A 14,823-nucleotide genomic window follows, 5' to 3' on the forward strand; every position below is an offset into this window, starting at 1 on the left:
TCAATTTAAACCGGCGGTGTATCCTCTAACCATTTCCCGCACATCTTTTCTACAATACTTTCACTCCTCCGGAGTTTTCGAGCGAATGGATATCTGAGAAACAGGCGACCACAGCCAGCCATGTCTTTAACGAAAGCCAGTGCACTGGCTGAATACTTGCTCCTTATTTCAATGTACACTGTCGGACATCTCTGTCGGAATATTTCAATAAAACGATCTTTTCTCTGTTGATTGTCTTTTACCACCGGCAATTACATTAAACACACCCGTTTCTTTTTTCAATCCTCTAATCTGAAGTCTCCAAAATTCTAATCTGAAAGACTAGAAAAGAAAATAAATATCGAAAAGTATAAAGGTAAACTCTTACTCAAAATTGTCCAATTTCAAATATTGCTAAAAGCCATATTGGATAGCAAATAAACCCGGCAGACGGTTAACAAGATTCGCATTGCTCATTCCTTATTTATTGCTTCCATATCAGTAGCTTCAAAATATTCCATACTGCAGACAAACCCTGATTTGAATTATTAAGCACGAATTAAAACTGCTACAAAGGATTATCGAAAAAATATTCCTGTAGTTTCCTTCTTACATTTTGTAATTCGGAAATACGTTGGTATGTTGTAAGTTGCAAAATCACAACCCGCTTCACGACAGATTTTTCACCGAGAACGATGTGCACGAAATAAACGCCATCCGCCAAAGAATGCGTATCCGGTATCAATGAGAACGAATCTGAATGTTGTAATAAAATCGCTTGTCCGATCGCATCATACAATCCCAACTCCATTTTCATCCCCGCCACTACCGGCAAATCAGATGACCCCGTTGGCGGGATTCGGATAAAGAAAGTTCATATTGGTTTCAGCATTGTTTTTAAAACAGCTGTAATCACATGCGTTGAACTGTTGATGCAGCCCGATGCATTTAAGAAATTTCCACCGAATAAGACGCAACCTGAGTAGCAATATAAAACGAATCTGTAGCTCCCGGAATTATATGTCCATCCATAAACCATTGATAATTGCTCCCACCAGTTTAATGGCATATCTCCAGAACGGTAAGGATCGGTTGTGGCGGGACTAGCTTAAATCGTAATCGGTGAATCAATTTGTTAGTGTATCATTGCCGTTAGTACCGCTGGTGATCAGCGTAACCGGATATACTCCGGGTATACTGCTGAATATGAGCAGGATTTTGAGCAGTAGGCAAAGCCGGACTACCTCCCGGAAATGACCAGGACCATCCTGTAGGGTTATTGGTAGAAAGATCAGTAAAATCGGTACAATTCTCCGCGCACAAGACCTGTTCCGTTGTGCTGAAAGGAATCCCTGGTTACGGTTGCACAAAACCAATCTGAATCGTGTCGCTCTGTGCGCAGACCATTGCTGATTTGAAGCCAATATGTCCCCGGACTACTCACGAGTATCGCGTTTGAAGTTTGACCGTCGGACCACAAATGAGAGGAAGCACTGATGTTGCCCCCAGCTGAATGTATTGTCCGTGCAAAGCTGTGGTATCATTACCCAGATTGAGAGGAGTTGTTGAAAATGGCACAATTTGAGGGTGGCAATGCAAGATTAGCCAGAATATTTTCCATTAGGGAAGACAGATGTATATAGCTGGACCCGGTGCGATCTGATGTTCGTAATCAATCGGCCGTATCCGTTTAAGGGAGGACAAAAGATATGAATCCAGAAATAATCGCCCAAGTATTCGAGGAAAGGTTCCACATAATTGCATCCTGTAATACCCCTTGCATCCATACCAGAAATATGAAATGTTTGGAACCAAATTCGGGTAGTACCCATGGAGCCCAGTACACTTCAAAGGCGCGAGAGTACCGGAAATAATTCCAACTTGGCCAGAGGGTTCACCCATATCCGTGACCATTGCCTGATAAACGGAATCACTTTGGAATATGCTCACAATCGTATTCAGTTTGCGGGTAAACCACTTTTTCCTGTGGCTAAAAATTGTTTGATGTTATTTATCCTGTTGGCATTATACAAAACATCAAAACCAGACAAAGGAGAATATCCGTATTTGCAAAAAAGCCTGTATTATCAGAATTGTTTCAGGCTGAATACTCAATTCATACCCATTCCCCTGGCAACAGAATCCCAAACAATATCACAAGTGTAAAGTACACTGAGTAGTGGTAACATTTAATGGCTGAACGTTTAGTAAGCAGTCGAATAAAAATAAAGATAAAACAAATGGGTTTGTCAAGTTGGTATTTAAGACCAATATAATGAATTTACCGGACCTTCATAGAAAACCGTCAATCCATTCAAAAACCCTGAAAGCAATAAACATTTGGAAAGTCAATATCCCTTATTCACATTCAGCTTCATTCAGCATTACCAGACTGGCAATCACCCCTGCACTGAACACCCGCTGTGCAGGAAATAGCCTGTTTTAAAAGCTCACCGCTGCGAAGGACCCGACTGCTGCGAAGGATTTCTTCAAATCCTTTGCCCTTAAACTGTGCGATATTCATCCACCGATCTGTACTTTTCAGCTTTCAAATTTAGGTTGTCAATTACTGGAAGAGAAACGGATATACATGGCGTCACTTTGGAACCTGTCCACTGGAGTGTTTTGCTACCGACCTATTTTCTTTACCGAGGGCCTAAGTCATCTTGTGGCTTTACGAAGTACAGCTCTATATATCTTGTGTGTTTTCGATCAAATATACGGCCAACTTGCCGATATGATACTTTGTACGTTTGATACAGTCGTGTCCCGCTGGGCCCAGTCTTTAACGCAAGCCCCGTGCCACCGGGGGACTTGGCCCTCTATCAGCTAATAATACAATTGCATAAACCCTGCCGCTCAACGGGTTGTTTTTATTGATCAATTTTGGTTCACAACAACTTTACCCCTATTTACAGTAGATTCTTTGATATCTGTCAAACTCTTGTTTTACGTATTTGAAAAAGCGATACTTTGAGTCACCTTTCCTTATTAATGGCACCTCCTGAATATTCTCTAATCTAACCATAATTTTCTCTGATGGAAAAAAATTATACTCTTCCCTCTTTTCTGATTTCTACACGAACCCATGGACAACAAATTCCACACGCAATTGGATGGCGAAATACGATTGGCGGTTCGGTAGTGACTTTCTTTATTCATTACAACGAAAACTCAGGATGGAGGCTACATTCTTGGCGGCGGTTCTGTTTCCAACGAAGCTAGTGGCGATAAAACGAAAACAGCAGAGGAACCTCAGATTTCAGGTTGTAAGATCGATTCTTCCGGAACTATTACCACTCAAAAACCTTTGGCGGAGCAGGTACAGATGCACTTCGGGGTTAGACAACAAGTGATGGCGGATATATTTTGCGGGAGAATCTGATTCTGATATTTCAGGAGAAAAAACAGAAAATAGCATGGGAAGTACCGATAACTGGATCATCAAGACAGATTCCTTGTTCAACATTCAGTGGCAAACTACTAGGCGGCGCAGGTCTCGACTACATGCAAAACATAGAACAAACTGCTGATGGAATTATATCGTTTCAGGAACATCAAACTCTTCTCAGTCAGCAGATAAAAGTGAGAATAGCATGGGTGGATTAGATTTCTGGATCATACGATTGGATGAAAGTGGTAATGTGATTTGGGAAAATACAATCGGAGGAAAAGCGGTGATGAATATCATGCCTTCATAGAACCTACAAAGAGGGAGGATATATTCTTGGAGGAAGATCTGGTTCAGATATTTCAGGAGATAAAACAGATAGCTCTAATAGCAATTGGGACTATTGGATTTTGAAATTGGATTCATCAGAAGTATACAATGGCAAAATTCCATTGGCAGATCGAATTTAGAAGATTTGTACAATGTGTTTCAGACGTTTGATGGTGGATATATTCTTGGTGGAATGTCAAAATCTGGAATTTCAGGTGATAAAACAGAAGACCGTCATGGAAATTCCGATTACTGGATCGTAAAAACTGATTCATTAGGAAATATTGAATGGCAAATACAATTGGAGGAAAATAATGAAGAATGTTTGATTTCAATAAAACAAACTGCAGATAGCGGCTTTGTCATGGGTGGATTTTCGTCATCGCCAATATCCGGGTGACAAAACCGAGCACAGTAATTACCGCGACTTCTTTTGTGTTGAAAGTAGATAAGAATGGCATTGATGAATGGCAGAAGAATACGATATGGGCAAATGGAGAAAGATGGATACAGGAATTACAGCAGACTAATGTCGAGTTATATTCTCGAAGTGGATATTCGAGTGCAAATATTTAAGGAGACAAAACAGAAGATTGTGTCGGATGGTATGACCTACTGGGTGGTGAAATTAACAGAGATACCTATAATAGCATTACAGGAAAACTTTTTATTGACCTGAATAACAATGGTGTTTATGATTCAGGAGATCATAGTATTTCCAATAATCGTTTAAGTGAAACACAAACCAGGAGAACAACTTACTCTGATCGGTTTGGGAACTATCTTCTCCAGGTACTTAATGCCGGAAATTTTCTATCCTTCCACCCACGTTAAATTATTATTCGCCTGTTCCTGCTGTTCCGAAATGTATTATTTGCAAATGTTCATCTCACCGATACTGCAAACGACTTTGCTTATCAGCCTGCAGGTGTATTTAATGATCTTTGTGTAACTATTACACCACTTCAGAACTTTCGCCCTGGTTTTGATGCTTCCTATATGATAAGCTATGAAAATATCAGTACAACTACTATTTCTCCGACTGTTATTTTTATCCCGACAGCGGATTAACATTTGTATCATCATCTCCAATTGCATCGTCTGTTACTTTAGATTCTGTTGTATGGAACTTAGGCGCATTGTCACCTTATCAAACCGGAAATATTACGGTTACAGAAAATGTAGATCCATCAATTGCATTGGGCAATGTTATAACATCAACAGCAGTTATTGAACCCGTGCAGGGCGATGCAAATCCTTCATGCAATACTTCAATTTGTGAAGTGCTGGTAAGCGGCAAGTTTGATCCTAATAAAGTAATTGTAGATACACATATCATTTCTGTCCTGGATCTTGTTAATCCACCTACCTGGAATACACGATCTATTTTTCAGAATACAGGAACTGATACAGCATTTAATGTAATAGTATTGGATTCGATCGATGCGGCAAAACTGGATTTATCAACATTAGAATTTATCGCAAGTTCTGATCCGATGAACATGCAGTACAAAGACTGGAAAATAATTTAGAATTTAAATTTCAGAACATATTACTTCCTGATAGTGGTATCAATGAACCGGAATGCCATGGCTTTGTTAAATTCAGAATAAAACCAAGAACACTTTGGCAGTGGGTGATACCATATTAAATCTAGCATCTATTTATTTTGATTTTAACCAGCCGGTTCACACCAACATAAATTAACAAGTGTTGTTTGCCGGTAATGGTTGAAATGATTGATCCATCAATCAATTTAATGCTATATCCCAATCCGGTTGAAAGTGAATTAAATATTGTAATTCATTCTTCAATGAATATAATAACTTTAAGAATTGTAAACATGATTGGGTGAACATATATATTCAAATACGGTCACTAATAATTCAGATAAAGTGCCACTAAAATTGACGTGAATTCACTTCCTGAAGGTGTTTATATTCTGGAAGCAGACGATACTAAAGTAATCACTCATAAGAAATTTGTTAAGCATGGAAAATAAAAGGCAAAAAATCCAATAATTTCTGAAATAGAGTTTACTAGTCTCTTACACAGGATAGAGCCCATGTTAAAAGCTAATCACTGAGAAAGATGGAAACTGGTACAAAGGATCTGTCCCAAATTAAAAAATTACCTGCTTCCCCCGTTGGAGCAGTTATCCAACAAAACAATTCCTTTAAATGCCGGTGCGCCGGCTTGACAATTGGATCTGCCCGATCTTTCATTCCGGAATGTATGTGGGTCGATGCTCGGACAGAGCATGGAAACGCGACAAGGATTCAGTGGTGGAACCTGAGTTTATCCTCTGACCATAAAGCACACTTTTTTTCTACAATGCAACTCACCAAGCACAAAGTGATTGCCTAACAATATTTCGTTGGACAATCGCTTATTTTGAGAATTAAAATTCTGATGGAATTCATTTTGAATTCCCCTTGCATTTTATTCACCCTGCTTTACCAACAACACTTTTGCCGGAACAAGACCATGCGCTTCAGTATGGGTCTTGATGACATCGCTTGAATCAGCAGCTTCTGAAAGACATATGACCAATCCTACTTTTTCATCAACCAGTAATTGACGAAGTTAACGCCGAATTTCGATTGAGTTGCAAGATCCTTCGTATGAGCATTGGCCACATCTTTGACCGTTGATATTTATTCATTCCTATTCGATGAGAACAACCCGGAAATTATTATTACCAAGAATCCCTGGAAATCCATTATTTTCAATTTACTGTATGTTATCTGATAAAAGGCTATATTTCAAGGGATGCAGTATTTTTTTTTTTCCATTCAATAACAGTAAACCGGAATCTAAACATAATATGCCTGAAGAAAGATCCAATTTCGAAGGGTTCAAATGAAAAGCAATTTTCGATTTTTTCGCGTAAGAAACTAAAAATAGCTCTTGTATTACCAAATGAAGATATTTCTCATTACATTTAGTACAAGATTTCCTTTTATAAGAATACTCTAAAGATCATGAAATATTTCACGCTTTCTATTCTGCTATTCTTTCTTTTCAACTTCAAAGCAATCTCTCAACCGGCCGGCAGCATTGACCCATCATTTGGTTTTCCTCAAATAACGCAAGGCGATTCATCAAGATTTAATGCTGCTGTGAAATCAATACTTATTCAACCGGATCAAAAAATTATTGCCGGAGGAGCATTCACCAGCTATAATGGAGAAACCTACAATTATATTGTACGCTTGAATAATGACGGCACAATTGACACTTCATTTCATGTTGGAACGGGATTCGATGGTCAGTTAACCTACCTGGGCATGCAATCAACCGGGAAGATTATTGGCACAGGCGACTTCACGACTTATGATGGACAGTCCTGCAAAGGAATTACCAGATTAAATCCAAATGGTTCAATTGACAATTCATTTTCTGTTGGTAACGGATTCAATAATTCCGTATATGCTTTCTGCATACAACCCGATGACAAGGTAATTGTATGTGGAAATTTCACTGATTATAATGGAACCGCATTAAACAATATTGCCAGATTGAATCCGGATGGTCAGATTGACACTTCATTTCATATGGGAAGTGGTTTTGACGATTTCACCTACAGTGTATCATTTGATAGTATAAACAATAAAATTTATATCGGCGGAAATTTCATAAACTACAATGGTAGTTACTTCAGTAAATTAATTCGTTTAAACATTGACGGAACGGTTGATAACTCTTTCAATATATCCATCGGTTTTGATTATACAGTAGCAAAGATTCTAATTCAACCTGACAGTAAAATAATTGCCGGGGTACTTTATAAACTTTGGAGGTATCAGCAAAGAAAGAATAATCCGGCTCAGCTACAGTGGTGCTGCGGATGCCTCTTTCAATGTTCAGGGTTTTAATAATCCTGTTAAGGATATGGCATTGGACCACAATGGAAATATTTTGGTATGTGGTGAATTTACATTTTATGGAACAGTGAGACAAAACTATTTTACCCGCCTGACACCAAACGGGAATATTGACCCCACTTTCCAGAATGGAACATCAGCATTATCTGCTGTATACTCTATAAAAATACAATCTGACGATAAAATTGTTGCCGGTGGGAATTTTCAAAGGTACAATGGCTCCAAGCGTTCATTTATACTCCGCATATACGACAACGGGATTGTTGATAACAGCTTCAAAGTAGAAATCGGTTTTAACAGTGATGTAAGAGTAATTACTGTACAACCCGACGGGAAGATATTAATTGGAGGCAATTTTAATTATTTTAATAGTTCCTATTACAAAGGCTTAATCAGACTGGATCTAACCGGGGATGCAGACACTTCATTTCATTCTTATTCCACCGGCTCGGTATATGCAATAGCTTTGGATACAATTCGCGACAAGATGTACATAGGAGGTTATTTTTCATTATATCAGGGTTATTCCCGAAATAGGTTCGCAAGAATTAATATGGATGGCAGCCTTGATACAACGTATAGTATAGGAAGTGGTTTTGATGGAGACATTTATAACATAATTGTGCAGCCCAATGGATTTACAATTATTGCCGGTGCATTTACATCCTACAATGGAACCCTTGTGAAGTATCTTACTCGATTGGATAATCAGGGAGTGATCGACCCAACCTTTAACACTGGGAAGTGGATTCGGGGCATCCGTTGAGACAATGAGCTTACTGCCAAATGGTAAAATTGTAGTTGGCGGCGATTTTCAATCGATTGATGGGATTAGCAAAAATCATATTGTTCGTCTCAATGCAAATGGAACTATAGATTCAACATTTAATATTGGCACCGGCTTTTCAGGAAAAGTAACAACACTTTCCTTGCAACCCGACGGAAAGGCAATTGCTGGCGGGGCTTTTGCGAGTTACAATTCACTCAGCGCGAATAACATCATTCGATTAAATACAGATGGTTCCGTTGATAGCACGTTTAACTTTGGAAATGGATTTAACCAGCAAGTGAATGCTATAACTCTTCAACACAATGGAAAAATGGTAATTGGCGGCAACTTTACAACCTACAATACCACTAGTACCAATTTTTTTAATACGTATTAATAGTGACGGAAGCACTGACAATTCATTTTCCATTGGCAATGGATTTAACTCAAACATTTTTGCACTAGCCATACAAAATGATGGAAATATTCTCGCAGGAGGATCATTTAATCAATTTGAAAATTATCATATCCACAATCTCGTTCGGCTTTATGGAGATCTGATAACATCTGTTGGAACAATTTCCTCAGACGAAGTATTTTCAATATCCCCTAATCCTGCAAGTTCAAGTGCAACAATCATTCTGACAAACCCATATTCCGAACCGATATTGATTCTACTTTTTAACCTACAGGGACAAATAATCCAGAAACAAATATCTTACGGAAAGTTTGCTGAAATCAATTTTAGACAACCGGCAGGTGTATATATAGTAGGTATAAAAACAACCCACAGTTTTATCAGCAAAAAAATTGTAATTCTAAACGAATAATATAATCCGGATAGCAGCAATTTGAACTATTTAGCATAAATAAATTGCTATTAAAAAACATACGCCAAATTCTAAATGACATTTCTAACATTAAGTTGATCACGAATAATTCAATAAATGTTTCCATGACCCCACACTGGTAGCCTTGCTCAATGAACGAATACCTACGGTTAAAATAAAAGAATTTCACGTATTTTTTCATCTCGAGTGTTATCCATTGACTCTCTGTGAACTTTCCACAAAACCTTTGTGAACTTTACGTGAAACCAGGATGGAATGAATAGAACACCTTCACTCAAAACATCAAAAACAAAATTCCCGGCAGAGAGAGCCACAAAATATCTGCTCTCCATCAACTAATCAGTTCATTCTTATTTGAATCGTATTTCAGCTACTCCGCCTTCACCAATCGAATTAACTTATTATCGATCCGTAGAAAATAAATCCCTCTAGTCAATGCAGGCAATTTGATTTCACCTTTCGTTGCGAATTGCTCATGCACTAAACAACCCAAAACATCCAGGATTTCGACCTTGACTTCTCCCCTAAAACCATCCAGTACCAAACGATCACTAAATGGATTTGGATATGCAATGAATGATGCATCCTCCACAGAATGAACTCCTGTCGTACTGTTGTTGTCATCAAAATGAATAAGTGCTGCCGAGAGTGAGCCGGCAAGTCCCGTTGTCAAAGAATCAAAAATGGCTTCTCCTCCGATCGTTGCCTGAACATAGCCTTTTCCAATTCCACTTACCCGAAGGTCCTGAGGGTAGTTTGAATTCATCGCCCCGCCCAATTTTAGTGATACGACCTGTCCGCTGCCGTCCAGTTTTAAGATACCTAAATTATAAGTCGCAGGCAATCCGCTATTCACTACCAGTGTAGGTGTAAAATGAATAGTACCCTGAATAGTACCTGTTACATAAATATTATCGCTTGCATCCACATCAAAAAAATGACCGCTTCCAACAGAGTAATAACCTGTGTCATTCAACGGCAAACCATAACCCCAGAGAAAATTCGCGTTGCTGTCAACCCTGGTCAGGAAAAAATTCGTTCCAAAAAAATTATCCGGAAAAACAAGATTACCCCAACTGGTAGAGTCAAAATTATTACCACCAAGAATAGCATCACCATTTGGCAATGCCACCACCTGAGGTGTCTGAAAAGTAATGTCAATCCCAAAGCGAATCCAGGATGTCTGTCCAAAATTATTAATTCGTGAAACGAACATCATGTAGGATTCAGGAACGGTCTCACTCAGACCGTTGATATTGATTGTACCGCTTTCTGTTGCTCCCGCCAGATAGAGATTGTTCGCGGCATCAAAACTGATGCTGTTACACAAACGCGTCCGGGTAGTAGTATAAGTGAGCAATTCATTTCCAATATTATCCAACTGAATTATCTCATGGCTAAAAGACAATAAATGCTGGTAAACATACCATATATATCCATTGGCATCTTTTTCAAGAGTTGTTATTTGCTGAATGTCGTTATTGGTCAGGGACAAATTTTTCTTCCATCTCAAAACACCTTGAGGAGAAAAACTCATCAGAAAATAATTTTGATCAAATCCGGAACCGGTATTCGTCAAAGAATCAACTCCATTAATCAGTATGGTTTCAATATATTCACCACCAAGGTAAATATCCTCCGCGCCATCAACAGCCAATGCCGTAACCAACACTTTGCCTGATAAATCAACACTCCACAAAAGTGAACCGGAACTATCGAGACTGGCCACTGTGTAATCTCCTAAAATATCGCTCCCGAACAATTGATGAGAGGCACTGAGCTTTGCGACAACCACTCCCTGGTTTGTCACTGCCAGTTTATGCAAGGGAAACTGCGGGTTGGAGTTGTAGCCCATGGTATCACTTTGCAACCAGGAGATTTGTTGAGCTCCGGTAAAATGATGAATAAAAAGAAAAACAAGAAGTAGTATTGGTTTTTTCATTGACGGAAATATTTAATTGCTTAGTAAAGAAAGCAATTTCAGGTGAGTTCACAAAGCTGATTATCCGGATTAAACCAAGAACATGAAGGATGTTTACCAAATTTTAAAAGGACATCTAATGGCGCCTCAAAAAATCTCTTTCCGGTAGGGATAATTTATTTCATGGATTAGATCAATCATTTACAATTCTTGATCTTTTTGGTAATAATTCTTTATTCATCAGTCTGATACTTCGCTTCCGTATGCTCCTTCTCCACGCTTCATACAGCAAATAAAATCTCAGCGTACATCACCTAAAATGGGCTTTTAGAGAAACCCTCTAAATAATCTGTAAATCATGTAACTCTTTTCCGGTATTTTGTAATACTTCTCAGGTAAATATTTCTCAAATTTACATTCGGTTTAAACTGCACTAAAATTCAAAAGATAATGATCAACAATTCTGATTCCTCAAAACAAGATATGGATACACCAAAAAGTTCAGGCAGCACTGTTTCGGAAATGGAAAAATCCAAAACGCATATTATTGTCGAAATTATCGAATATGTTCCAAACTCTGTCGTGAGTAAAACAATTATAAAGAAAACAACCGGAAATGTAACAGTATCCTCATTTGACGAGGGTGAAGAATTGGCTGAAAAAAAATCACCATACGACAACTACATTCAAATAATTGACGGAGAAGCAGAAGTGATCATCAATGAAAAATCGTACAAGCTTAAATTAGGTGAAGGAATCGTTATTCCCGCGAATGCACCACATTGCTTCAATGCCAATGAACAATTTAAAATGATTTCAACTGTTATCAAAAGTGAAACGGAAGATTGAAAGAAGTCTGATTGATCAATCGCACTACATTAAGAACCTTTGAAGCTTTTCTCTATTATTAATTCTATAAGCGGCAATCAGATAAATTAGTCGCTACAGTTTTAATTTAAGAACTCGTCTTCTTAAACTTTTTTTCATGAACCATGGACTTGTTCATTTTTACATCTAATGTGTCCATTTGCATCAAACAAATAAAAGCCGTTCATAGGCTTTATAATTGATGCAGGTATGAATTATGTAACTCTTTTAGAAAATTGTGTAACGCAGCACTTTGAAAAAGTCGGGATCTTTGCAGCGTAATAATTCCGTTACAACTTAATTCTAAACAAAATGGCCGAAAATCAAAAAGACTCGCGCAATCAGCAATCTGACAGCAAGTCACACCAGGAAAAAACACAAGAAGGCAAAAAACGGAAGAAACCAATCCTAATAACCCTAAAGCGAACCAAAACAACAGTCAGGGTTCACAACAGGGAAATCCGAAACGTCAGGATGCTCCGAAATCCGAATCGACTACAGACGTTGAGGACAATGAAGAAGAAACTTCCGAAGAAACAGTAACTGCAAACAAATCGGAAGATTCCGGTTCTAAATCCAAAGAAAGTACTACAGGAAATCAATCCGGTAGAAAAGGAAGTTTGTAAAATCATCTTCCAGATATATTAAAAAAACGGGGAGCAAATGCTTCCCGTTTTTTTTTAATGCTTCCAATGAAAATAAAATTCATTTTACTTTTACTTTTAATTTCATTTCTAAGCTCGTGCTTGGTTCAGTCACCAAAATATACATCTATAGATCAGGTGATGTCATTGGAACCGGGAATGACAAAGGTCCAGGTAGAAGAACGATTGGGCGTCAAACCATATGATTTGAGGTTGCTAACAGATTCGAGTAAAGTATACATCTATGTATACAGAGTCAGTGACAGAAAAACGCTTTCCTTCAATACCAAGCCGGTGAACGGAAAAAAAACGACGGGAAAATATGTTCAGTTGGATGTCACTTATTCGATCCAGGATTCACTGATCAGCATTGAAACCTGCAGGATGTGTCCCGACAATCTTACCACAACAAGTAAGATAAACGTGGAGAAAATGGTTTTGTTTGTGACAGTAACATTACCTGTATTGCTGATTTATTTTGGATTAAAATAAACAAGAATTCATACAATTGATTATCATATCCATCATGAAATCAAATTCCCTGAATGATCTCCTGGCAAAATCAATTTTCATCAACTTTTAATTTTCTCATCACCCAGTAAATCACACACACAACACCCACAAACCCAAAGATTGATAATATTTCATTCCGGCTTAGATTCGAAAATACATACAGGATAGCAGCTATTGAAATACCCGGAATGAGTAAACCGGCGGGTGCTTTGAAAGGTTTTTCAGCGCCTTCCTCCTCCTTTTAAATCGAAGTTTGATTGTTGCCATGACTACAGCGAGATAAATCAACAGCAGTGCTCCGCTTGCAAGTACAGCCAGCTGCGAAGGATATGACTAAAACAACTGCGAAGATTTTCAAAAATAATTTCCTGCTGCGCAGAATATGAAAAAAACTGTTGCGAAGGAATTTTCAATCCCTCGCAGCCGATATTTAAGTGTCTTGAATTGATAAGGTCATAGTCTGATGATGCAAATAAACTCAATGAGAATTTCTGCGCCAGTCAACTGACTAGTGCAATCACGTCCCACTCCCGACATGTCATTGCCGTCAGGACTGAAACCAATAAAAAGTCCCTGTGACATCCTCTTGCAAAATAAGTTTTATTTTCCGAAAGTTTTTTTGGCTAAGGACTAACCGTGATAATAAAAAGCTGGCTATTGTTTTCAATTAAACCGTAGTCCGCTGATTCCACCAAGTTGTCACCTGTGAGATCCTCTGAAAAATAACCAAAAAGAAATTGCTGCGAAGCATTTTCGATGGCGCTGTAGTCGGAAGATTCGACAAATCCATCCTGGTTTACGTCACCGCTCCATATTGCAAAACTACCATCTCCCTGATCCACTTCGTTCAAACCATAAGCTTGAGTTGTGGCAGTTGTAAAATTGTAATCCGTGGACGCGGAAAATAAAACCGTAGCAGCACTCCATGTCTCCAGAGCATTACGTGTCCGAAGTACAACATAATAATGTCCCCCGGAAACATTGGTTGGGAATTCTGATGTAGGCGAAATGTCATACGTAATCGTTCCGTCTGTCTTCAACACAACCGTATCGAGCCTGACCAGAGACAGATCCGGTGCATCGCGCAATTCTACAATTACCGAATCACAATCTGTCGGATCCATACTGATACCTGCATTGTATAATACCGGCTGCATGAGACCTCCTCCAAGATAAAATCCCTGGATAAACGCATGCAGTTGAACATTGACGCCACATGATCCTGCATTTTGTGCGGTCACTATAGCACTGGTCATTGAACAGCCCAAAGCATTGGTTACAGTTACGGAATAATCATCCCCAACTTGCGCTCCAATAGCCGCTGTAATTTCAGAAGTCGACCATAGATAGGAACTGTAACTATTAATCGGCGCAGTGGACGGAACATTAAATTGCGGACCATTAAACAAGGTTCCATCATGTCCATTGGATGTTAAGTCGTGAATTACATTTCCTCCTGTTTCATCCAACTTGTAATAGGCAACCAAATGACGTGTGGACGCTGGGATTGAATATCCCATTGATTGCTGAATCTGCACTTGCGAGAGGGGAGAATCGAACATTCGTATTTCATCAAGCTCTCCATTCCAGTATCGGTCAGAATAATTCCCATACTTACTCAGGCGAAGCTCGGGGTTTAGGTAATTAATGACAAAATTAGCAGGTAAATTA

The 14,823-nt window shown here is 38.6% G+C and carries 14 protein-coding genes; 10 read left to right on the plus strand and 4 right to left on the minus strand.

The features are described from left to right. Positions 1-547 precede the first annotated feature (547 nt). Together IPP86_04260 and IPP86_04265 are read right to left on the minus strand one after the other, a co-directional pair. Positions 548-805, minus strand: coding sequence for a T9SS type A sorting domain-containing protein (locus IPP86_04260; protein MBL0137728.1), 258 nt, complete (start codon positions 803-805; stop codon positions 548-550). A 326-nt stretch (positions 806-1,131) separates the two neighbouring features. Continuing rightward, positions 1,132-1,302: a hypothetical protein gene (locus tag IPP86_04265; GenBank protein MBL0137729.1), complete on the minus strand. Its 171-nt coding sequence runs from the start codon at positions 1,300-1,302 to the stop codon at positions 1,132-1,134. 2,046 nt (positions 1,303-3,348) lie between these two features. Between IPP86_04265 and IPP86_04270 the strand changes: the two genes are divergently transcribed. From IPP86_04270 to IPP86_04305, 8 genes are all read left to right on the plus strand, one after another. Beyond that, entirely contained in the window at positions 3,349-3,588 is a 240-nt protein-coding gene (locus IPP86_04270) for a hypothetical protein (GenBank protein ID MBL0137730.1), read from the plus strand. A gap of 185 nt (positions 3,589-3,773) precedes the next feature. After that, positions 3,774-4,100 (plus strand): hypothetical protein, encoded by a 327-nt coding sequence (locus IPP86_04275; protein ID MBL0137731.1) that lies wholly within the window; start codon positions 3,774-3,776, stop codon positions 4,098-4,100. Further along, positions 4,097-4,276, plus strand: coding sequence for a hypothetical protein (locus IPP86_04280; GenBank protein MBL0137732.1), 180 nt, complete (start codon positions 4,097-4,099; stop codon positions 4,274-4,276). Before IPP86_04275 ends, IPP86_04280 begins: the two co-directional genes overlap by 4 nt. A 563-nt stretch (positions 4,277-4,839) precedes the next feature. Further along, on the plus strand, positions 4,840-5,232 hold the full coding sequence (locus IPP86_04285) for a hypothetical protein (protein ID MBL0137733.1): 393 nt from the start codon (positions 4,840-4,842) through the stop codon (positions 5,230-5,232). 1,452 nt (positions 5,233-6,684) lie between these two features. Beyond that, on the plus strand, positions 6,685-7,578 hold the full coding sequence (locus IPP86_04290) for a delta-60 repeat domain-containing protein (GenBank protein ID MBL0137734.1): 894 nt from the start codon (positions 6,685-6,687) through the stop codon (positions 7,576-7,578). A gap of 16 nt (positions 7,579-7,594) precedes the next feature. Continuing rightward, positions 7,595-8,353: a delta-60 repeat domain-containing protein gene (locus IPP86_04295; protein MBL0137735.1), complete on the plus strand. Its 759-nt coding sequence runs from the start codon at positions 7,595-7,597 to the stop codon at positions 8,351-8,353. Between the two features lie 4 nt (positions 8,354-8,357). Then, positions 8,358-8,753: a delta-60 repeat domain-containing protein gene (locus IPP86_04300; GenBank protein ID MBL0137736.1), complete on the plus strand. Its 396-nt coding sequence runs from the start codon at positions 8,358-8,360 to the stop codon at positions 8,751-8,753. Continuing rightward, the gene (locus IPP86_04305) at positions 8,695-9,186 is read left to right on the plus strand and encodes a T9SS type A sorting domain-containing protein (GenBank protein ID MBL0137737.1); all 492 of its coding nucleotides are present in this window, start codon (positions 8,695-8,697) and stop codon (positions 9,184-9,186) included. Before IPP86_04300 ends, IPP86_04305 begins: the two co-directional genes overlap by 59 nt. Positions 9,187-9,577: 391 nt before the next feature. On the opposite strand, the gene IPP86_04310 is transcribed toward IPP86_04305, so the two are convergent. Beyond that, positions 9,578-11,149 carry a T9SS type A sorting domain-containing protein gene (locus tag IPP86_04310; GenBank protein ID MBL0137738.1) on the minus strand — a complete coding sequence of 524 codons (1,572 nt, stop codon included), beginning with the start codon at positions 11,147-11,149 and terminating at the stop codon, positions 9,578-9,580. 462 nt (positions 11,150-11,611) lie between these two features. Between IPP86_04310 and IPP86_04315 the strand changes: the two genes are divergently transcribed. Together IPP86_04315 and IPP86_04320 are read left to right on the plus strand one after the other, a co-directional pair. Beyond that, a complete protein-coding gene (locus IPP86_04315; GenBank protein ID MBL0137739.1) occupies positions 11,612-11,977 on the plus strand; it encodes a cupin domain-containing protein in 366 nt (121 codons plus the stop codon). Between the two features lie 821 nt (positions 11,978-12,798). Then, entirely contained in the window at positions 12,799-13,131 is a 333-nt protein-coding gene (locus IPP86_04320; protein ID MBL0137740.1) for a hypothetical protein, read from the plus strand. Positions 13,132-13,775: 644 nt separating this feature from the next. Here the strand turns inward: IPP86_04320 and IPP86_04325 are convergent. Beyond that, positions 13,776-14,672 carry a hypothetical protein gene (locus IPP86_04325; GenBank protein MBL0137741.1) on the minus strand — a complete coding sequence of 299 codons (897 nt, stop codon included), beginning with the start codon at positions 14,670-14,672 and terminating at the stop codon, positions 13,776-13,778. Positions 14,673-14,823 lie beyond the last annotated feature (151 nt).

Source organism: Bacteroidota bacterium, assembly GCA_016720935.1.
GTDB lineage: Bacteria > Bacteroidota > Bacteroidia > AKYH767-A > 2013-40CM-41-45 > JADKJP01.

Coding starts and splice junctions, on each gene's coding strand:
- IPP86_04290 (MBL0137734.1), top strand. CDS start 6,685: ATGAAATATTTCACGCTTTCTATTCTGCTATTCTTTCTTTTCAACTTC.
- IPP86_04295 (MBL0137735.1), top strand. CDS start 7,595: ATGGCATTGGACCACAATGGAAATATTTTGGTATGTGGTGAATTTACA.
- IPP86_04300 (MBL0137736.1), top strand. CDS start 8,358: ATGAGCTTACTGCCAAATGGTAAAATTGTAGTTGGCGGCGATTTTCAA.
- IPP86_04310 (MBL0137738.1), bottom strand. CDS start 11,149: ATGAAAAAACCAATACTACTTCTTGTTTTTCTTTTTATTCATCATTTT.
- IPP86_04315 (MBL0137739.1), top strand. CDS start 11,612: ATGGATACACCAAAAAGTTCAGGCAGCACTGTTTCGGAAATGGAAAAA.
- IPP86_04320 (MBL0137740.1), top strand. CDS start 12,799: ATGACAAAGGTCCAGGTAGAAGAACGATTGGGCGTCAAACCATATGAT.
- IPP86_04325 (MBL0137741.1), bottom strand. CDS start 14,672: ATGGGATATTCAATCCCAGCGTCCACACGTCATTTGGTTGCCTATTAC.